Origin of the sequence: Ruegeria haliotis, assembly GCF_013377785.1 — a bacterium.
Taxonomy (GTDB): Bacteria; Pseudomonadota; Alphaproteobacteria; order Rhodobacterales; family Rhodobacteraceae; genus Ruegeria; species Ruegeria haliotis.
The window spans coordinates 545620-565523 of the sequence record NZ_JABXWT010000002.1; the positions used below are offsets into that span (position 1 = coordinate 545620).

At 57.2% G+C, this 19904-nt stretch carries 17 protein-coding genes; 4 read left to right on the plus strand and 13 right to left on the minus strand.

Annotation, left to right across the window (positions count from 1 at the left end; genetic code table 11):
* Positions 1-61 precede the first annotated feature (61 nt).
* From ccmB to yajC, 7 genes are all read right to left on the minus strand, one after another.
* Complete coding sequence (gene ccmB / locus HW561_RS07740; protein ID WP_176863331.1) at positions 62-718, minus strand: heme exporter protein CcmB; 657 nt, start codon at positions 716-718, stop codon at positions 62-64.
* Positions 715-1329, minus strand: coding sequence for a heme ABC exporter ATP-binding protein CcmA (gene ccmA / locus HW561_RS07745; RefSeq protein WP_176863333.1), 615 nt, complete (start codon positions 1327-1329; stop codon positions 715-717). Before ccmA ends, ccmB begins: the two co-directional genes overlap by 4 nt.
* Positions 1330-1396: 67 nt before the next feature.
* Positions 1397-1750, minus strand: a complete 354-nt coding sequence (locus HW561_RS07750) for an Mth938-like domain-containing protein (RefSeq protein WP_176863335.1) — start codon at positions 1748-1750, stop codon at positions 1397-1399.
* A gap of 9 nt (positions 1751-1759) precedes the next feature.
* Positions 1760-2557: a TSUP family transporter gene (locus HW561_RS07755; RefSeq protein ID WP_328803263.1), complete on the minus strand. Its 798-nt coding sequence runs from the start codon at positions 2555-2557 to the stop codon at positions 1760-1762.
* On the minus strand, positions 2499-3473 hold the full coding sequence (gene secF, locus HW561_RS07760; RefSeq protein ID WP_176863337.1) for a protein translocase subunit SecF: 975 nt from the start codon (positions 3471-3473) through the stop codon (positions 2499-2501). Before secF ends, HW561_RS07755 begins: the two co-directional genes overlap by 59 nt.
* Position 3474: 1 nt before the next feature.
* Complete coding sequence (gene secD / locus HW561_RS07765; protein ID WP_176863339.1) at positions 3475-5136, minus strand: protein translocase subunit SecD; 1662 nt, start codon at positions 5134-5136, stop codon at positions 3475-3477.
* Between the two features lie 33 nt (positions 5137-5169).
* Positions 5170-5457, minus strand: coding sequence for a preprotein translocase subunit YajC (yajC, locus tag HW561_RS07770; protein WP_176863342.1), 288 nt, complete (start codon positions 5455-5457; stop codon positions 5170-5172).
* 201 nt (positions 5458-5658) lie between these two features.
* On the opposite strand from yajC, the gene HW561_RS07775 reads away from it, so the two are divergent.
* Positions 5659-7320, plus strand: coding sequence for a mechanosensitive ion channel family protein (locus HW561_RS07775; RefSeq protein ID WP_176863344.1), 1662 nt, complete (start codon positions 5659-5661; stop codon positions 7318-7320).
* An 86-nt stretch (positions 7321-7406) separates the two neighbouring features.
* Positions 7407-8699 carry a serine--tRNA ligase gene (gene serS / locus HW561_RS07780; protein ID WP_176863346.1) on the plus strand — a complete coding sequence of 431 codons (1293 nt, stop codon included), beginning with the start codon at positions 7407-7409 and terminating at the stop codon, positions 8697-8699.
* A gap of 65 nt (positions 8700-8764) precedes the next feature.
* Here serS and HW561_RS07785 read toward each other — a convergent pair whose 3' ends face one another.
* The 5 genes from HW561_RS07785 to HW561_RS07805 form a co-directional block, all read right to left on the minus strand.
* Positions 8765-9376 (minus strand): helix-hairpin-helix domain-containing protein, encoded by a 612-nt coding sequence (locus HW561_RS07785; RefSeq protein WP_176863348.1) that lies wholly within the window; start codon positions 9374-9376, stop codon positions 8765-8767.
* Between the two features lie 93 nt (positions 9377-9469).
* Entirely contained in the window at positions 9470-10456 is a 987-nt protein-coding gene (locus HW561_RS07790; protein ID WP_176863350.1) for a fatty acid desaturase, read from the minus strand.
* A 163-nt stretch (positions 10457-10619) separates the two neighbouring features.
* Positions 10620-12083, minus strand: coding sequence for a ribosome biogenesis GTPase Der (gene der / locus HW561_RS07795; protein ID WP_176863351.1), 1464 nt, complete (start codon positions 12081-12083; stop codon positions 10620-10622).
* 48 nt (positions 12084-12131) lie between these two features.
* A complete protein-coding gene (locus HW561_RS07800) occupies positions 12132-13454 on the minus strand; it encodes a PQQ-like beta-propeller repeat protein (RefSeq protein ID WP_176863353.1) in 1323 nt (440 codons plus the stop codon).
* Between the two features lie 40 nt (positions 13455-13494).
* Positions 13495-14166 carry a hypothetical protein gene (locus HW561_RS07805; protein WP_176863683.1) on the minus strand — a complete coding sequence of 224 codons (672 nt, stop codon included), beginning with the start codon at positions 14164-14166 and terminating at the stop codon, positions 13495-13497.
* 225 nt (positions 14167-14391) lie between these two features.
* Between HW561_RS07805 and HW561_RS07810 the strand changes: the two genes are divergently transcribed.
* Together HW561_RS07810 and HW561_RS07815 are read left to right on the plus strand one after the other, a co-directional pair.
* Positions 14392-15624: an efflux RND transporter periplasmic adaptor subunit gene (locus HW561_RS07810; RefSeq protein ID WP_176863355.1), complete on the plus strand. Its 1233-nt coding sequence runs from the start codon at positions 14392-14394 to the stop codon at positions 15622-15624.
* Positions 15621-19418 (plus strand): efflux RND transporter permease subunit, encoded by a 3798-nt coding sequence (locus tag HW561_RS07815; protein ID WP_176863357.1) that lies wholly within the window; start codon positions 15621-15623, stop codon positions 19416-19418. The genes HW561_RS07810 and HW561_RS07815 overlap by 4 nt, the downstream gene beginning before the upstream one ends.
* 49 nt (positions 19419-19467) lie before the next feature.
* Here the strand turns inward: HW561_RS07815 and HW561_RS07820 are convergent, their stop codons facing one another.
* Positions 19468-19791, minus strand: coding sequence for a hypothetical protein (locus tag HW561_RS07820; protein ID WP_176863359.1), 324 nt, complete (start codon positions 19789-19791; stop codon positions 19468-19470).
* Positions 19792-19904: the final 113 nt, after the last annotated feature.

Consider the following 19904-nt stretch of genomic DNA (forward strand, 5'->3'; position numbering starts at 1 on the left):
GGGCTCTATCTAGTCCGACTCGGTGCTGTTCTCAATTGACATCGGTCAAAGTTTCGATCTCTCACCGCAGATTGATCCGCAGCACAGCTGCGCTGGCGAAGGGAAGCAACGCAATGGTGGCCGCCGTGATCCCTGCCAGCATCAACAGCGGCGTTTGTGTTTCCATCCCCGTGGCGCCACGGCGCGCAACCTCGGCCCCGAAAATCAGGGTCGGCACGTATAGCGGTAGGACCAACAGAGACAGCAACAGGCCACCACGTTTCAATCCTACGGTCAAAGCTGCACCGAAGGTTCCAATAACACTCATGGCTGGGGTGCCGATCAACAGCGACATCACCAACCAGAAGAAACCCGGCACCGGCAGGTTCAGCAGCACCCCCAGAAACGGCGCCGCCAGAACCAGCGGCAGACCCGTTGTCAACCAATGCGCAAGCGCCTTGATTGAAACGGCAGCCTCAAGCGGCAGAGGCGCGGTGGCCAGCAGGTCCAGCGATCCATCTTCCCAATCCAGCGCCAGCAAGCGATCCAATGACAAAAGGCACGCCAGTAATGCACCCAGCCACAAAACACCCGGCGCAATCGTGGACAGCAGCGACGACTGCGGGCCAACCGCGAAAGGCACCATCACTGTCACGATCAGAAAAAAGGCCAGACCCAGACCAAAGCCTCCACCGGCGCGAAAGGCAAGTTTCAGGTCACGCAGCAAAAGGGCGATCACAGGAAGCCTCCGTCGAAATCGTCGATGGGTTTGGGTTTGGCCTTGTTGGAACCGACGTCCAGAACCTCTCCATCAAGGCCAAGGTCGATATGGGTGGCTATCAGGGCAGAGCCGCCCTGCCCCAGATGCGCCCGCACCGCGTCGGCGAACATCTGCACTGCATGTCGGTCCAGTGACACGGTGGGCTCATCCAACATCCAGATCGGGCGACCGGTGACCAGCATCCGCGCCAGACCCAAACGGCGTTTCTGCCCTGCCGAAAGGTTGCCGGCGTGGCGGTCGGCCAGTTCATTCAACGCAAATGCGTTCAGAGCAGGCTGAATACTACTGGTACCAAAGACCGAGGCCCAGAACGTCAGGTTTTCTGTGACCGTAAGGGTCGGCTTCAATCCGTCCGAATGCGATGCATAGGCGATCTGATCCTCTGCTCCGTCGATATGCCCCTCGAGCGGCGGCTGCAAGCCAGCAAGCGTACGCAGCAAAGTGGTCTTTCCGATCCCGTTGGGGCCGCGCAGAATTATGGCCCGACCGGGCCGCAGCTCAAAGCTCAGCCCTTCCAGGACAGGAACGCCACCACGGGTAATGGCCAGATCGGTTACGGTCAGAGTCATGGGACCCGCTTATCTCATTGCCGTCAGGGGCAAAAGGCGAGATTTGCCGCAGGCCTTTGTCCCCGTCTCAGACCGGCAGCAATGCCAGCGCAATGCGGCGACCCTCGGATAGCAATACGTTATAGGTACGGCACGCTGCTGGAGAATTCATGATTTCAACGCCTATTCCGGCGTCCTCCAACACCTGCCGCAACTCAGGCGGGATATGGGAAAGCTCTTTACCGGTGCCGATGAACAAGACATCCACCTGCCCTGCCAATGCCAGCAATGGTGTGTGATCCGCATATCCGCCCCAAGCGCCTGTCCCCTCAGGCCCGGTCAACACTGCACCGTCATGAACCTGATCGCCGATACGAAAAAATCCCGGCCCGTAACCATCAACCGGAGCCGCATTGTTGTAGGTGATCTCATTTAACCGCATGGGTATCTTCTAGCCCCAAAGCGGCAGGCCCGACAAGGCTGCAAGGGCAATCGCCAGATAGGCGGCGGCGCGGTACAGCCTCTCTCGGTCGGGGCGAAACAGCCAGCCACCCAACCAATTACCTGCCAGATTGGGGATCGCCAGAACCAACCCAAGACCAATTGTCCCCAGCGTCACGCGCCCCATGCCTGTCAAAAATCCAAGGATCAGAAAATCAAAGGCAAAGAGAAACAGCAGGATTGTGGCGCGGATCACTTCAACCGGCAAAGGGCGGGACATGTAAAACAGGATCACGGCTGGACCGGGCAAGCCAGCGACGCCCCCCAGAAACCCTGCGGCCCCGCCAATGCCCGTTACCATGGTACGGCTGACCCGGCCTTGATACCGCAAGCCAAGGGCTAGAATCGCCAGCATGAACAGGGCAACCAAGCTTACCGCATAGCGAAACACCTCGGGCTCGACCTGTGCCAGTAACCAAAGCCCAACAGGCAGAACCAGTGCGCATCCCAGCACCAAGCGTACCAAATCCCCTTGATTCACAGCCGTCCAGGCGCGGCGAAGGTTAGGCAGCGGGCCTAAGATGTCCATGATCGTCAACCCAATCAGAGCACCGAATGGGCCAAGATGCGGGGTCGCAATGGGTAAAAAGACGAGCGCAGTTCCAAAACCGGAGAACCCGCGCACGATGCCACCCATCAAGGCCGCAAAAAGAATAATGGCCAGACCCTGCGGGGACTGGCCAAAAACCTCATGCATCAACGTTGGCAAATTGGTTGCCAGCGTTTTTTGACGGCTTGGACCAGTCACGCTTGACCCCCAGCCACAGTAGGATGGTCGAGGCCACAAAGACCGAAGAATAGGTGCCCACGATCACACCCCAGATCATCGCAAAGACGAAACCACGGATCACATCCCCACCCAGAACATAAAGCGAGATCAGCGCCAACAAAGTGGTAACCGAGGTCATCACCGTCCGGCTGAGCGTTTCATTGATCGAGATGTTCAGAACCTCTTTCAGGTCCTTCTTCTTGTACTTTCGCAAGTTTTCACGCACGCGGTCAAAGACGACCACGGTATCGTTCAGTGAATACCCGACAATGGTCAGAAGGGCCGCGATAATGGCCAGATCGAACCGGATCTGCAGTTCCGAGAAAATGCCGATGGTCAGGATCACATCGTGCACCAACGCAGCCACCGCCCCCAACGCAAACTGCCACTCGAAACGTAACCAGATATAGACAAGCACGGCTCCGATCGCCAGCGCAACAGCCAGAACAGCGGTCTGGATCAGTTCACCAGACACTTTGGGACCGACGGATTCGATACTGTCAAACGGTAGTTTCAATTCCGGATCGGCCTCGGCGAGAACTTCGCCAACCTTTTCGACCATTTCGGCTGTGACCGCTTCTGACCCTTCCTGAGCCTGAATACGGATCATGGCCACATTTTCAGTCGGCCCGAATGTGGGGTCAAATATTTCGGTGATTGAGACATCACCAAGATCCAAGGGTGAAATTGCATCCCGATAAGCGCCTACGTCGATCTCTTGCGCGCTTTGAATGCGTATCGTAGTGCCCCCTCGGAAGTCGATCCCGTAGTTCAGTCCTTGCAACATGAAAGATGTAAATGCCACAATCATCATCAGGCCAGAAATGCCCAGCCACAGTTTCCAGCGGCTGAAGAAATCGAACGAGGTGTGTTGGGGTACGAGTTTCAGTCTCATGTCAAACCTCGATCATTTTCGGGCGGCGGCGTTCGAACCAGATGACGATCATCAGGCGCGTCACGAAGATCGCGGTGAAGACCGAGGTCAGAATGCCCAAACCCAGAGTGATGGCAAAGCCACGTACCGGACCGCTGCCCATGGCAAACAGGATCACCGCCGTGATGAAAGTGGTCACGTTAGCGTCCAGGATGGCCGACAGCGCCTTTTCGTAACCCAGATCAATCGCCCGGGCCGGACCTTTGGCGGATTTCAGTTCTTCGCGGATACGTTCGAAGATCAGCACGTTGGCATCCACGGCCATACCAACCGTCAGCACGATGCCCGCGATCCCTGGCAAGGTCAGCGTCGCCCCGATCAGCGAAAGCAGTCCAAAGATCAGGCCCACATTGATGATCAGTGCGATGTTGGCAAAAATACCAAACAGACCATAGCTCAGCGCCATGAAAGTCAGTACCGCGACAAATGCCACGATGGTCGCCACTTTACCCGCGTCGATACTGTCCTGCCCAAGCTCTGGGCCAATGGTACGCTCTTCCAGGAATTCCAGCCGCGCAGGCAGAGCACCGGCGCGCAGCAAGACGGCCAAGTTGGTACTTTCTTCGACGGTGAAATTGCCTGTGATGATGCCCGAGCCACCCGGGATGTGCTGATTGATCACTGGAGCTGAGATCACCTCGTCATCCAGAACGATGGCAAAAGGCGCCCCTACATTGTCACGCGTATAGTCGCCAAACCTGCGTGCACCGGACGTATTGAACCGGAAACTCACCGCCGGCTGACCGTTCTGGTTAAACGAGGGCTGTGCGTCCACAAGATCCTCGCCCGTCACGACCGGAGCGGACTCGATGGTATAGTAAACACCGCTCTCGTCGAGCGATGGTACAACTTCCTCGCCAATACCCGGCACGGCATCCGGGTCGGTGCCACGCCCGGCAACCGGGTTAAAGGTCAACTGCGCGGTGGTCCCGATGATATCTTTCAGCTCACCCGCACTGCCGATTCCAGGTACCTGGATCAGGATACGGTCTGTACCCTGACGCTGAATAGTAGGCTCGCGGGTGCCGACCTCATCGATCCGGCGGCGCACAATCTCAAGTGACTGACGCACGGTTCGATCGTCCGAGGCCAGCTTTTCAGCCTCAGACAGCTGTATCACGATCGTGTCGCCCTCGGCGCGTGCCTCGATATCCGTTGCACCCACGCCAGTCAGGGTCTGCACCTGACGCGCCAACCCGCGGACAACCTCCAGCGCGCGGGACATGCCCTCGGGCTGGCTGATGCGTACACGAATCTCGTCGGGCTCCGAGGCTTGTTTGCGGATGGTGCCGACAGATTCACGTTCGTCCCGCAGAGCATCACGGATTTCGGGCCACATCGCCTCCATTCGGGATTCGTAGACATCACTGACCCGAACTTCGGCCAGAAGATGCGCTCCGCCGCGCAGATCCAGGCCGAGATTAACCAGCGAAGATGGCAACCAATTGGGCCACTGCGCAGCCTCTGCCTGCATCTCCGGTGTGTCGATGCCCAACTCGATGGCGGTTTTGGCATCATTGGATTGTTCGACGCGCGTGTAAAACGCATTCGGCAGAGCCATGAGCAGGCCGGTCACACAGACCAGCCAGATCAGAACCCGCTTCCAGGTATCAATTTGCAGCATTACCCTGCCTTTTCAAGGATTTGGAACGCGAAATTACTTCGCAGGCTCGGTCTTGTTCAGAACCTGAGCGAGGGTCGATTTGACCACGCGCACCTTGACGCCATCGGCGATCTCGACCTCGATCTCGTTGTCGTCTTCCTTGACTTTGGACACCTTACCGATCAGCCCACCCTGGGTCACGACCTGATCGCCCCGGCGCACGGCTTCGACCATGGCCTGATGTTCCTTCATCTTCTTCTGCTGCGGACGGATCAGCAGGAAATACATGATCGCAAAGATCAGGATCAGCGGGAGAAATTGGGCGATTGAACCACCATCCATGGGATATTCCTTTGTTCAGATCTTGCGGCACCGTTCCGCAAATTTGGCCGGAACCTATGCCTTGAAATGAGCGTTTGCAAGCAGAGGCAGCGCTGTGACCCTCTCAGATGTTGTTGCTGCGGACAAAGATGATGGCGACCGTTGCAGATATGCCCTAGGAAGACGATCCAACTTGGCTATAGTTGGGCGACTGGAGGCGCGATGACATATCACTACAAACCATTCCAATTGCTGACGCTTTTGCTGTTGGCTCTGGCATTGGTTCTTTCTCTCTCCATCCCCGGATTAGCGCAAGAAGCGGCTCCTGAGAGTGGCGAGGCAGAGGTTGCTGAATCGGACACCTTCAAGGCACCAGTTATCGTCGATGGCGACACTTTGTTCTTCTTGCGTGGGTCCAGCGCTCTCCCTGCCCCAGAGCGGGCCGAACGGGTTCAGAACAGCATTATTGAAGTCGCCGAAAGTTCGGAAAATCCAAGTGTCGAGATTACCTTTGAAGAAACAGAGCTTGGGAACCGTATCCTTGCAGACGGCATCATAGTTTCGATCGTCACCACAGCGGACGCCGAACTGGACCAGATGACTCTGGACGTTCTCAGCATTCTTCACCGCGATGCAATCGAAGAGGCCATTGTTGCCTACCGCGCCAACCGCACCGAACAGGCACGCGTGTCAGGCGCCATCGAGGCTGCCGCGTGGACAATTGGGTTTGCCCTGTTCATCGTAATAATCCTGTGGCTGCATCGCAGGATCAGGCGGCGCACGCTAAAACTGGTTATGCGCTATCTCAGCGATGTCGAAACCGCCACCGCAAAGAGTGTCCAGGCCGAGGCAATTGCCGCCCTGATCCGCTATGGCCTGAATTTCGTTCTACTGGTCTTCTTCTTCCTGGGTTTCTATTATTACCTGTCCTTCGTTCTACTGGCTTTCGCTGAAACCCGTTACTTTGCGCAACTGCTGCTAACGTACCTGACTGAACCGGTCATGGTGATCTTCCGAGGCGTTATCAGCTATATCCCCAACCTGATCATGCTGGGCCTGATTTCCTGGGTCACGTTGTATGTCATAAAGGGCATGCGCGTGTTCTTCGACGCCGTCGAAGCGGGCACGTTCGAGATGGGTGATTTTGAAAAACACTGGGTGAACCCAACCTTCAACATCGCCCGCGTCGTTACCGTCATGATCGCATTGGTCTTTGCCGTTCCCTATATCCCCGGCTCGGATTCTGCAGCGTTTCAAGGCCTGACACTTCTGGTTGGGGCCATGCTGTCACTGGGCGCAAACTCGGTTGTCTCCAACATGCTTGCGGGTCTGTTCGTGATCTACCGCCGCTCGACCTCAATCGGGGATCGGATACAGATCGGCGAACATATTGGCGATGTGGTTCAAATCAAACTGATGGAAACACATCTGAAATCCATCAAAAACGAGCTGATCTCGATTCCAAACGCGCAACTGATGAACTCAGATGTGGTGAATTTCTCGAAAAAAACCGACGGCAGCGGGCTACTGCTGCACACCACGGTGGGTATCGGATACGAAGAACCGTCTGATAAGATCGAGGCGATGTTGATCGAAGCCGCCAATCGCACCAAGGGGATCAAGGCCAAGCCTGAACCTTTCGTACTGTGGACCGCTTTGGCCGACTACGCGATCAATTATCAGATCAACGGCTATTCGACACGCGGCAGTATCATTCCGAAAATCAAATCGGACCTGCATCGCAACATCGTCGCAGTGTTCAATGAGAACAACGTTCAGATCATGACGCCTTCGTACATCGCCGATCCACCCGAGCCGAAAATCCCGGCAGAACACTGGGATGGTCATCTGGCTCATGATTCCGACGAGGTCGCAGAGAAGTAAGCGCAATTTGCGCAACCGATGCTACACCCTGCCGGTCAGATGGTGCATAAGCGGCGTTAGTGATTCACGCATTAAGGACATGCACCATGCACGACATCCGCGCCATTCGCGAAAACCCTGCTGCCTTCGACGCCGCCCTTGCGCGCCGCGGGGACGCGCCGGTGTCGTCAGACTTGTTGCGGCTGGACGAAGGTCGCCGAGCCAAGATTCTCGCCGCTGAAACCGCACAGGCCGAGCAAAACAAGGCCTCGAAAGAAGTCGGCGCCGCGAAAGCACGTGGTGATGACGCCGAATTCGAACGCCTGCGCGCATTGGTGGCCGAGAAGAAGGCCGAGATTGCCCGCATGCAGACCGAAGCCAAGGATCTGGACGCGCTACTGACCGATCAGCTGGCACGCATCGCCAACCTGCCAGCCGACGACGTGCCGCAAGGCGCAGACGAAAACGACAATGTCGAGGTGAACCGCTGGGGCACGCCGCGTAATTGCGACTTTGCGCCCAAGGAACACTACGAAATCCCTGCGGTCGCGGCGGCAATGGATTTTGAAACCGCCGCCAAAACCAGCGGCAGCCGATTTGTGAACCTCTCCAAGGGCGTGGCACGTATCCATCGGGCACTGGCCCAGTTCATGCTGGACACGCATATCGACAAAAACGGCCTGACCGAGATGCAGACCCCCGTGCTGGTGCGCGACGAGGCCATGTACGGCACCGATAAGTTGCCGAAATTCGGCGAGGACAGCTATCAGACCACCAATGGCTGGTGGCTGATCCCAACATCCGAGGTCACGCTGACTTACTCGGTGTCGGGCGACATCCTTGAACAAGGCGCCCTGCCCATCCGCATGACCGCACATACCACCTGTTTCCGCTCTGAGGCCGGCAGCGCTGGCAAAGACACCGCAGGCATGCTGCGCCAGCACCAGTTCGAAAAGGTCGAGATGGTCTCAGTCACTCATCCGGACAACTCGGATGATGAGCAGAAACGCATGTTGCGCTGCGCCGAGGATTTGCTCGAACAATTGGGCGTGCCCTATCGCACCGTCATCCTGTGCACCGGAGACATGGGGTTTGGTGCCCGCCGCACCTATGACATCGAGGCTTGGTTGCCCGGTCAGGACGCGTATCGCGAAATCAGCTCGGTCTCGACGACCGGCGCGTTTCAGGCCCGTCGTATGAACGCGCGCTTCCGTCCCGATGGCGGTGGCAAGCCTGAATACGTGCACACACTGAACGGCTCGGGTCTGGCGGTGGGGCGTTGCTTGATTGCAGTGCTGGAAAATGGCCAGAACGAAGACGGCACTGTGTCTCTGCCCAAGGTGTTGGCCCCCTATCTGGGTGGCAAGCTGACGCTGCAGATCGACGGCTCTCTGGCCTGATACAAAGAAACCGGCAACCGTTTAACACGGTGCCGGTTTGATAAGCTCAACGAGGCGAGGAAGGCTTACTTCTTCGCCTTTTTCTTATCCTTCTTCTTGTCTTTCTTTTTGCCGTCTTTCTTCTTCACGTCTTTTTTCTTGTCGTCCTTCTTGGACTTTTTGTCTTTCTTGGACTTGGCCTTCACCTTGTCCTTGGCCTTGGAGAATGCGGCCTCCATCTCTTTGCGTTTCTTGGCGGCTTTTTCTTCCTTGGCCTTGGCCTTGGCTTTTTTCTTAGCCTTGGCTTCAGCCTGTTTGGCAGCGGCTTTTTCTTCGGCAGCTTTGCGCGCGGCTTCTTCCGCCCGTTTCTCGGCAGCGGCGGCGGCTACAGTTTTGCGTGCAGCCGGTTTGCGCGCGGCCGGTTTACGAGCAGTCGTGGTGCGTGTCGGTTCGCGGCGCGCGGTGGGCTTTGCATTTGCGCGCTTCGCCGCCGCAGGCTTTGCCGCAGCCGGTTTTGCAGCAATGGCGGCTTTGGCAGACGCAATCAGCACCGATGCGCGCGCCACACCAATTCGGGAGACCTTGACCAGATCTACAGGTTTTGCCTTTGCTATGTCTTCGGCAGTCTTGAAACCAATGGCAATCAGCGCTTGGCCAAGCGTCTTTCCCACACCTTTAATGTCGGTCACTGCAGTCATTACGGATCCTTTCTCTGTCTCCCTGCGTTTTCGTATATCCGCAGGATATACAGTCCTGCAAGTGATTGGTCTGGCCGCACAAGCCGCCCAGTCTTAACCGCTGTGGGCAAGATCCGCAGTACGCTCTTTTTTCGGAAAGGGCACAAGACGTTTTGCGTCCTCGTCCCATAATTTGAGGTTCAACGCCGCCACAGCCTCGGGGAATTTGATCCGTCGCGGCGTGTATTCAGGTGGCAGGTTATAGTGACACGCTCGCAATCGATAGGACGGGATACGCGCGTTGAAATGATGGATGTCGTGCAGTGTAATACAGGCCACTGCATTGTCGAACCACCAGCCGAAATCCAAAGCCGACGAGCCCTGCAACGCTGCCAACTTCGGATCCAGATCCGGGCGGCGGTCCCAATAGGTGTCCTCAAAGTTATGCTGTAGATAGACGAGGAACACACCCAGCATGCCGCCCAGCAATGAAAATACCAGCCAGACCAGGATTCCGGTCGTGCCGCCAATCAGATAGAGCAACCCCAGAAAGACCACGATCGACAGGTTGTGCAGCAAGACGCCCTCAATCCCAAAGCGCACGGTGTTCTTGGGCCAACGATACCGAATGAAATAAGTAAACAGTGCCCCAACAGGAACGAAGATGAACGGATTACGATATAGCCTGTAAAACAAACGCGTTTTCCAGTTCGCAGAATTCCATTCGCGCAGGGTCATCGTGTTGATTTCACCCGTCTCGCGGTGTTCCAGATTGCCAATACCAGCGTGATGCAGATTGTGGTTCTGCTTCATCACTTCGAAGGGCGCAAAGGTGAAGGGTGACAGTCCGTGTCCTGCCCATTCATTCTGCTGACGGGTTTCAAACAACGAATGATGCCCGCAATCATGCTGCAGCACGTAAAGGCGCACGGCCGAAAAGGCGAAGACGGTCCCGGCGGGAACCATGATGTACCAACGATCAACATAGGCAATCGCCAGAGCCAGCGATGTAAAATACACCGCAAATGTTCCAAAGTAGCTCAGCGCAGCCAGTCGATTGTCCTGCACTGCATATTGTCTCGTATATTCCCTCAGATCCATCCAGCCCGCTCCTACGATGGCCCGGTTATCATTTTTCTAAAAATATGAGCAGTTTGCCCACATGCAAGCAACGCGCATAAAAACAAATGCACGCTAGTGAATGCTAGCGCGCTGAAAAGGGGCTGTCACGCCCCCTGAGCAAAAATGCTATAAATTGGCGCAGTTACGCCTTGCCCTTAAGATGTTTGGCCAGCGCGCCCGCGTTTTTCTTGCGCCGCCCTTTATAGGGATTCTTGTCGCCCTGCCCGCGCAGCGTCAGGCGAATAGGAGTACCCGGCATATCGAAATCCTCGCGCAGCCCGTTGACCAAATAACGGGAATAGCTGTCCGGCATTTTATCGGGATGCGAGCACATCACAACAAACCCCGGCGGCCGGGTCTTGACCTGCGTCATATAACGCAACTTAATCCGGCGCCCCTGTGGTGCGGGTGGCGGATGCTGTTCCAACATTTCTATTAGCCAGCGGTTCAATGCGGCTGTTGGCATCCGGCGATTCCAGACGTCATGAGCACGCAGGATAGCGGCACGCAACCGCTCCAGACCCCGGCCTGTTTTGGCTGAAACGGTCACCAAGGGGGCACCGCGCAATTGAGGGAGCAACCGCTCGAAGGATTCTTTGAGGTCGCGCAGTTTCTCTTGCTTGTCCTCTTCGATGTCCCATTTGTTAACAGCCACGACCACAGCGCGCCCTTCACGCTCAGCCAGATCAGCGATGCGCAGGTCTTGTTGTTCAAACGGGATGGCCGCGTCTAGCAAGACCACCACGACCTCGGCGAACTTGACAGCGCGCAGGCCGTCCGACACCGAGAGTTTTTCCAGCTTTTCCTGAACTTTGGCTTTTTTACGCATGCCTGCCGTATCAAAGATACGCATGGGCGTGCTGTCGCCATCCGAATCCGCCCAATCAATGCGCAGGCTGATGGCGTCGCGCGTGATCCCGGCCTCGGGACCCGTCAACAGACGGTCTTCACCCATGATCTTGTTGATCAGGGTGGACTTGCCGGCGTTGGGACGCCCGACAACCGCGACCTGCAAAGGTCTGGCATCGGTGATCAGGGGGACTTCTCCCTCGCCATCCTCGTCAAGTTCGATGTCGGTTTGGGGCGCATCCTCGGATTGCTGTTCGGCTGCGGCATCTGCCAAAGGCATCAGATGATCATAAAGGTCCGTCATCCCCTCGCCATGTTCGCCCGACAAGCGAACCGGCTCACCCAGACCCAGGTTATAGGCTTCGAGTACGCCTGCATCCGCTGCGTTGCCTTCAGCCTTGTTTGCCGCCAGAATCACGTGTTTCGATCGTTTGCGCAGGATCTCGGCGAACATCTCATCCGTCGGTGTCACACCTGTGCGGGCATCGATCATGAACAGGCACACATCGGCCATATCCACTGCGCGCTCGGTCAGACGGCGCATGCGACCTTGCAGGCTGTCGTCGGTCGCATCCTCAAGGCCCGCCGTGTCAATCACGGTAAACCGCAAGTCAGCCAGACGCCCCTGGCCTTCGCGCAGGTCGCGCGTTACGCCGGGCTGGTCGTCGACCAAGGCCAGACGTTTGCCCACAAGGCGGTTGAACAGGGTGGATTTGCCCACATTCGGGCGCCCCACGATGGCGAGGGTCAGCGACATGATACTCAACTTTCAAGACTCAGACGCGCCCTTTAGCGCATCTTGTCGTCAACGGAAAGCGTGCAGTTCACCCTTGGTCGATACGACATACAGCGTTTGCCCCGCCACAACGGGCGCGGTGGTCGCCCCACCCGGCACCTCGACACGGTGAATCAGGCTGCCATCAACCGGATTGAAAAAGCGCAGATAGCCATCGTTTGAGGATACAACGATACGTCCACCTGCTAGGATTGGTCCATAATGAGCGAAGATCGGGCCGCGTTTTCCCCGTTTGTCTTTGACAAACCCCGGCAAGTCCTGCGCCCAGATGATCGACCCATCTGCAGCGTTCAGACGTACCAACTGACTGCGATCGCTGATCAGAAAGATGCTGTTGCCTGCAGGCCAAACGGTGTCCACGGCTCCTTCGTCCGCTGTCCAGCGCCGCTCACCCGAAGAGCCGTCAAACGCAACGGTTCGGCCTGAATGGTTGCCGATATAGATTGCATCGCCCGCCACCATCGGACCACCGGTCACATCGACGATCTGCGCAGCTGCGCGACCACGGCGCCCACCGGCAACCGAAGCATTCCAGCGCCGAATCCCCCCCTTGCGGAAGGTCGCGGCAATATCTCCCGACCCAAATGCAAAGACCGCCAAGTCCGAGGTCAAGGCTGGCGCGGGCGCACCCAGAACGTTGCCGACGCTCGGCGTACCTTCGATCTGCCATACGATACGGCCGTCTTTGGTATTCACGGTCCAGCCCGTTTCGTCACCGGCCACCAGATACAACAACCCGTCTTTTACCAAAGGCGCCCCGCTGCCCGTGGCATTCAGGCGTTTTTGCCAGCGAACTGCACCTGTTTTAGCATCAAGCGCCGTCAAACGCCCGAACCCTGACGATACGTACAGCACACCATTGGAATAGGCCATTCCACCACCCGTGGCATCCGAATCACCATCATTGGCCGGAATAAGGGTCGTGTCCCACGCCACCTGCCCCTGAGGCGAAACCGCTGTCACGGTCGCACCGGAATCGAGCGTGTAGATCAAACCGCCTGCCACGACTGGCTCGGCTGTAATGCGTTGCTTGCGCGAGTCACCATTTCCGATCGAGGTCGACCAGATCCGCTGTGGTGTTGCGCGCAATGCGGCATTTGTTGTTCGGAACGCCGCGGTCCCCGGACTTTGGGGCCAGCTGGCATTCGCATTTTGCGCCGGCAAGCTGATCGGCTGTGATCCACGGGTTTCAACCGTTTCCGTATCGGACGCTGGGCGAATGTCTTCGCGCGCACCCGGCAGAACGTTCTCGGGCTCTTGGCAGGCGGCCAATGTAGTCAGGGCAATTGCCGTCACCGGCAAACCCATACGGGAGAATAATCTTGTCACCATATCAATCCGAACTCGCCTGTCATATTGTTGTTCCGCCAGATCAGCCTTGCTGGGCCGCCAGCGGTTCCGGTTTCCCACCCAGCGCCACAATCAGCTGAGCCGCACGTTGTTGCAGGTCGACGCCAATCTCGGCGTCCTGCCGTAGCGCTTGCAACCGGTCCAGCGCTGCATCGATATTGCCTTCGGACACATCAATTAGCGCAAGTTGCTCCTCGGCGAGCAAGCGCAACGGCGCGCCGGGCGCGGCCAAGGCCTCGAATTGCTGGCGACGGTCTGCGACCGGCAGTGTTTCACTTTGCAACAGCAGCGCTTTGAAGCTTGCAATCGCGCGATAGATCTCAGGCAGATCACCCTGAACGGCAACGGCGTTCAAACTGCTAACCGCATCCTGTTCGGAGCCAGCGTCGATTTGCGAGGCAGACAGCAGCATGTTCAAAACCGCGTCCCCGCCCGCAGATTGCGCCTGCACGTCCTGCAAACTTGTTGCACGTGCTGCAGAATCGTTTTCGGCCAAGGCTGCCAGAATCGCATCCCCTAGCTCTTGTGCCTGAGATGTATCGCGCGATTTGCGGTATTCGTTGAAGGCTGCACCGCCCACGATAAGAATAACCGCCAAGACGCCAACCCAACCCCAACGGCGCAAAAGCAGGTACAGTCGGTCGCGGCGCACCTCTTCCGTGACCTCATCAATGAAACTGTCGACGTCGCTCATCCCTGCCCCCAGGCTGTGGTTTCCGCTGTAATGCGCCATGTCATACCCCGGCGCCACGGCCAAGCCAAGGGTCGGATTTTGCACATTTACACCGGGACAGTCCGCTCTTGCGAAAAAAAATAAAACGAACTATCCAGTTCAGTGTAGAAAAGGGACATGCCAAGCCCCATTTTGAGGCATGCACGCCAAGAAGATTTTGGCGCAGAATTCTGGGAGAATCACTGTATGCGTTTGATTTCATTCATCAACGCCCTTTTGGTAACCGTCGCTCTCTATTTTCTCGTTTTTGAACGTGACGCGCTGTTTGCCTTTGCGGGCCGGGGCGAAATCGACGCATCCGCAACCGCAGAAGGCGAAACCACCGGGGTGACGCCCATCAGTGAGACCGCCGTCGGAGTCGTGGCACTCCGCTCAGAGGCCCGCGAAATCGACAGCGCTGTGCTGCTGCGCGGTCAGACCAAGGCGAACCGACAGGTCGAAGTATTGGCCGAGACGACGTCAACCGTAATCTCTGAACCCAAGCGTCGCGGTGCCTTTGTCGAGGCGGGCGACCTGCTGTGTGACCTTGATCCCGGCACCCGCCCCGCAAGCCTTGCTGAGGCGATGGCAGGTAGGCTGGAGGCTGAAAGCCGCGTTCCCGAGGCCGAGGCCCGGCTGGAAGAAGCGCACGCGCTGGTGGCTGAGGCGGACATCAACCTGAAGGCCGCACGCAAGCTGTCGGAAACCGGATTCGGTTCGGAAACGCGCCGGATTTCCAGCGAAGCTGCGATGAGCACCGCCGGCGCCGGCATCAAGTCTGCCGAAGCGGGGCTGGAGGCTACGCGGGCTGGTATCGAGGCTGCGGCTGCCGAAGTCGAAGCGGCCGAGCGCGAAATCGACCGTCTCACCATCGAAGCCCCGTTCAAAGGGTTGTTGGAAAGCGATACGGCGGAATTGGGCAGTCTGATGCAACCCGGATCTTTGTGCGCGACGGTGATTCAGCTGGATCCGATCAAGTTGGTTGGGTTTGTACCTGAGACCGAAGTGAACCGCGTTCTCGTCGGCTCTGAAGCATCCGCACAGCTGGTGACAGGTCGCCAGGTCGCAGGGCGAGTAACGTTCCTGAGCCGTTCGGCCGACGAAACCACCCGAACGTTCGAAGTCGAGATCACTGTACCCAATCCTGATCTGACGATTCGTGACGGCCAGACCGCTACGATCCGAATTTCAGCCGATGGGGCCAAGGCACACCTACTGCCACAATCCGCACTCACCCTCAGCAATGAAGGGCAGCTGGGTGTTCGTACTGTTGGTGCCGGTGATGTCGTTGACTTCATGCCCATTCGTATCCTTCGGGACACGGCCGAAGGTGTCTGGATCGGTGGGTTGCCAGAAATCGTTGATATCATTGTTGTCGGACAGGAATTCGTCACACGCGGCGTAACCGTCGCTCCAACATATCGGGAAGCATCAGAATGACCGGTATCGTCAGCTGGGCCGCTGATCGGGCCCGAATGGTTTTGGCCTTCATCGCGATCTCGCTGGCCGTCGGCGGGTTCGCTTATGTAGGGCTCCCTAAAGAGGGCGAACCGGATATCGAAATCCCCGCCCTGTTTGTTTCGGTTCAGTTCCCCGGCATTTCGGCGGAAGACTCTGAAAACCTTCTGATCAAACCGATGGAAACCGAGTTGGCGGATCTGGACGGTCTCAAGGAAATGACCTCGACCGCTGCCGAAGGCTATGCCGGGGTCGCGCTGGAGTTTGATTTCGGTTGGGACAAGACCGCCATCATGGCCGATGTACGCGATGCCATGAACAGCGCGCAGGCCGATTTCCCTGAGGGCGCAGAACAGTATTCGCTGCACGAGATCAATTTTTCCGAATTCCCCATCGTCATTGTCAACCTGACTGGTGCTGTACCCGAACGCACCATGGCCCGCGTAGCCAAGGATTTGCAGGACGATCTTGAGGCGATGGATTCCGTGCTGGAGGCCGGGATTGCGGGCAATCGGGACGAATTGCTCGAAGTTGTCATCGATCCCCTGCGTTTGGAGGCCTACAACGTCACTGCCGCCGAACTGATCAATGTTGTGCGGAACAACAATCAGTTGATCGCTGCCGGTGAGGTTGAAACTGCGCAAGGTACATTTTCGGTCAAAATCCCATCGTCCTTCAAGACAGCGCAAGACGTCTACGGCCTGCCGATCAAGGTCAATGGCGACCGCGTTGTGACTTTGGGTGAGTTGGCCGAGATCAACTACACGTTTGAAGACCGCGAAGGCACGGCCCGATTTGACAGCGAACCAACGGTTGCGCTGCAGGTGGTCAAACGCAAAGGCTTCAACCTGATCGACACGGTTGAGCAGGTCAAAGCAACCGTGGCTGAGGCGCAGACGAAATGGCCAGCCGAATTGCAGGCCGCTGTCGACGTCGGCACCTCGAATGACCAGAGCCGCATCGTCGGCTCGATGGTCAGTCAGCTTGAAGGCTCGGTTCTGACCGCGATTGCACTGGTGATGATCGTGGTTCTGGCCTCGCTGGGATCGCGCGCAGCCCTGCTGGTTGGCTTTGCCATTCCCACTTCGTTCCTGTTGTGCTTTGCATTTCTCGCCGTCATGGGCGTCAGTATCTCGAATATCGTGATGTTCGGCCTGATCCTTGCAGTGGGTATGCTGGTCGATGGGGCCATCGTCGTGGTGGAATACGCCGACAAACGCATCAAGGATGGCGTTGGCCCGATGCACGCCTATGTCGAGGCTGCACAGCGTATGTTCTGGCCCATCGTGTCCTCGACCGCCACAACGCTCTGTGCCTTCCTGCCCATGCTGTTTTGGCCCGGCGTTCCGGGTGAATTCATGGGAATGCTTCCGGTTACGCTGATCTTTGTTCTATCGGCATCGCTTATCGTTGCGTTGATTTATCTGCCCGTCATGGGCGGTGTCTCAGGACGTCTGAGCCGCGTTTTCGACCGCGCATCAACCTGGTTGCGGGCGCGGACACCCTGGTGGTTAAGGGCCGTTCTGGTTGCGCCGTCTTTCTACCTGGTTTTCCTGGGCGCAATGCAGGTGCTGAATCCATCCTACCTGCTTCCCGAAGGGGCATCGGGTGGAGCGATTTTTGGCGCAATTCTGGTTGTCCTGGGCGCATTTGCCGGATCAGTTACCCTAGGCGCCGCGAAAATCGAGCGCGCACCGGACACCCATGTGCATACGGTCAAAGAGCACACACCCTTCGGGTATGTGATCAAGTTCCTGGTCGGCAACCCGATCATGCCGATCGTGTCCATCGTTGCCATTGGCTTTGCCGTCATGATGGTCATGAACATCTTCAGTGCGAACAACCGAGGCGTCGAGTTCTTTGTCGAAAGCGAGCCGGAACAGGCGACCGCCTATGTTCGGGCGCGGGGCAACCTGTCACTGAACGAAAAAGACGCAATGGTCTTTGCCGCTGAACAAGTGATCAGCGCGCATCCGGCTGTGATCAACGTTTTCTCTTTTGCCGGAGAAGGTGGGCTGAATCAGAACAACGGCGGCGCGCAAGCCCCGGCGGACACCGTCGGTCGCGTGCAATTCGAGATCATCCCATGGGAAGATCGCCCCAATGTTTCTGAACCCATTTTGGGTGGCCTGTTTGATCGAAACTCCGTGGCACCGGAATACGATGGTGACTTTGTCCTCGAACAATTGAACGCCCAATTGGCTGAACTGCCCGGGTTTGTGGTTGAGATTTTGGCATTGGAACAAGGTCCAGCCTCGGCCAAGCCAGTGCATCTGCGCATCAAGGGTGACGACTGGGATGATCTGACTTCAGCCACCCTTACAGCGCGCGGGGCATTCGACAACACACCGGGTCTGATCAAAACTGAAGACACCCTGCCCCTGCCCGGTATCGATTGGCAGATTGATGTCGACGTCGCCAAGGCAGGCCGTTTTGGCGCGGATGTCGCGACGGTGGGCGCCATGGTGCAGTTGGTAACGCGCGGTATTCTGTTGGGTGAAATGCGCCCGGATACGACCGACGAAGAGATCGAGATTCGCGTGCGCCTCCCCGAAGAGGATCGGGTCCTGTCTACTCTGGACACATTGAAGGTACGCACGCAGGACGGGTTGGTGCCGCTATCCAACTTCGTGACACGGCAACCGGTGGCAAAACTGGCCGAGATCAACCGCGTAAATCAGGAGCGGTATTTTGACGTAAAAGCTGATGTAGAGCCAGGCCTGAGCAAGATTGTGATCGATGGACCTGATGGGTCTGAAGAGCGGTTGGCCGTTGTACGTGAACTGGAAGACGGGGCAGAATCCAACGGTTCAACCCTGTCCAGCCCTGACGGAAAACGATTTGAGGTTGTGCAGACCACCGGCGCGGAAAGCGTCGAGAGCCTGCAGTCCGCGTTAAAAAACGGTGACGCCCGAGCAGCGCTGATCAATCCAAACGAGCGGATTGCCGTTCTGACAGAGTGGCTGGAAACCGACCCCTTCGACAAGGCAATTAGCTGGGAATGGACCGGCGATCAGGAAGATCAGGAGGAATCTGGTGCCTTTCTGGTCAACGCGTTCGCGGGCGCGCTGGGCCTGATGTTCGTGATCCTGCTGGCTCAGTTCAACTCGTTCTACAACTCCGTTCTAGTGTTGCTGGCGGTGGTTCTGTCCACCACCGGCGTGCTGATCGGGATGTTGGTCATGCAGCAGCCATTTTCAATAATCATGACGGGAACGGGCATCGTGGCGCTGGCGGGGATTGTGGTGAACAACAACATTGTTCTGATCGACACCTATCAGGAATACAGCCAATACATGCCCCGGATCGACGCCATCGTCCGCACGGCCGAAGCCCGCATCCGCCCTGTTCTACTGACGACGCTGACCACAATGGCTGGCCTGACGCCGATGATGTTCGGCCTGACGTTGGACTTCATCAACGGTGGCTACACCATCGACAGCCCCACAGCGCTGTGGTGGAAACAGCTGGCGACCGCCGTTGTGTTTGGACTTGGGATCGCCACGGTACTGACGTTGATCGTGACGCCTTCGTTCCTGGCGCTGCGCGTTTGGGTGGCAACCTATGCGATCTGGCTGGGCAAAGCTCTGGCACGGGTCACTGCGGGCCGGTCCAGCCAAATCGCGCAAGACATGGCCATCGGACGCACCGCGCGGGAAATGCAGTCGACCGAGATTATCTGGAGCGACGGCCCTGTCCTGACACCGACAGCGGAAAGCAGGCAGGATGACCACTCGGACAATCCGCCCGGAACACCGCTCAAGGCTGCAGAGTAACACTGATGGCGAACCCCCGGGGTTCGCCATTTTCTTTCAAGAAAGCCGCTCAGTCCAGAAATGTGTATTCACCAAGGTCACACAGATCCAAGCTGTAATCCTCGACCGAGGAACCATCGTCAAACACACCGCGAATGTCATAGACGCAAGTTTGCAGACCATCCGCAATCAGCACACCAACTTCGTAATTCGGCGCAAGGTACCCGCTGTCCAGCAAATCCCCTTCCCAATTGCCCGAAGACGCCGGAGATACATTGAACTCAACCAGATCTGAACTGGAGTCGTTTACAAGAACAAACTCCAGATCCTCTGCATGAGCCGCAGTTGCGAAAAATACAGCCGCTATGAATTGCACCGCTACGATAGATTTCATCAGTCTTTCCTTGTTTTCGGACATAACACGCACGGGCGTGCGTCTGACCTGCTTTCTCTCGCGGATACGGAAAGGTCAAATGAAAATTCGGAGTAACTTAGTATTACAACTCA

Bases quoted from the DNA above. Each gene is read 5' to 3' on its own strand.
- HW561_RS07775 (WP_176863344.1), top strand. From the start codon at position 5,659: ATGACATATCACTACAAACCATTCCAATTGCTGACGCTTTTGCTGTTG.
- HW561_RS07750 (WP_176863335.1), bottom strand. From the start codon at position 1,750: ATGCGGTTAAATGAGATCACCTACAACAATGCGGCTCCGGTTGATGGT.
- HW561_RS07800 (WP_176863353.1), bottom strand. From the start codon at position 13,454: ATGGTGACAAGATTATTCTCCCGTATGGGTTTGCCGGTGACGGCAATT.
- secF (WP_176863337.1), bottom strand. From the start codon at position 3,473: ATGAGACTGAAACTCGTACCCCAACACACCTCGTTCGATTTCTTCAGC.
- yajC (WP_176863342.1), bottom strand. From the start codon at position 5,457: ATGGATGGTGGTTCAATCGCCCAATTTCTCCCGCTGATCCTGATCTTT.
- HW561_RS07785 (WP_176863348.1), bottom strand. From the start codon at position 9,376: ATGACTGCAGTGACCGACATTAAAGGTGTGGGAAAGACGCTTGGCCAA.
- HW561_RS07805 (WP_176863683.1), bottom strand. From the start codon at position 14,166: ATGAGCGACGTCGACAGTTTCATTGATGAGGTCACGGAAGAGGTGCGC.
- HW561_RS07815 (WP_176863357.1), top strand. From the start codon at position 15,621: ATGACCGGTATCGTCAGCTGGGCCGCTGATCGGGCCCGAATGGTTTTG.
- HW561_RS07810 (WP_176863355.1), top strand. From the start codon at position 14,392: ATGCGTTTGATTTCATTCATCAACGCCCTTTTGGTAACCGTCGCTCTC.
- der (WP_176863351.1), bottom strand. From the start codon at position 12,083: ATGTCGCTGACCCTCGCCATCGTGGGGCGCCCGAATGTGGGCAAATCC.
- HW561_RS07790 (WP_176863350.1), bottom strand. From the start codon at position 10,456: ATGGATCTGAGGGAATATACGAGACAATATGCAGTGCAGGACAATCGA.
- HW561_RS07820 (WP_176863359.1), bottom strand. From the start codon at position 19,791: ATGAAATCTATCGTAGCGGTGCAATTCATAGCGGCTGTATTTTTCGCA.
- serS (WP_176863346.1), top strand. From the start codon at position 7,407: ATGCACGACATCCGCGCCATTCGCGAAAACCCTGCTGCCTTCGACGCC.
- ccmA (WP_176863333.1), bottom strand. From the start codon at position 1,329: ATGACTCTGACCGTAACCGATCTGGCCATTACCCGTGGTGGCGTTCCT.
- secD (WP_176863339.1), bottom strand. From the start codon at position 5,136: ATGCTGCAAATTGATACCTGGAAGCGGGTTCTGATCTGGCTGGTCTGT.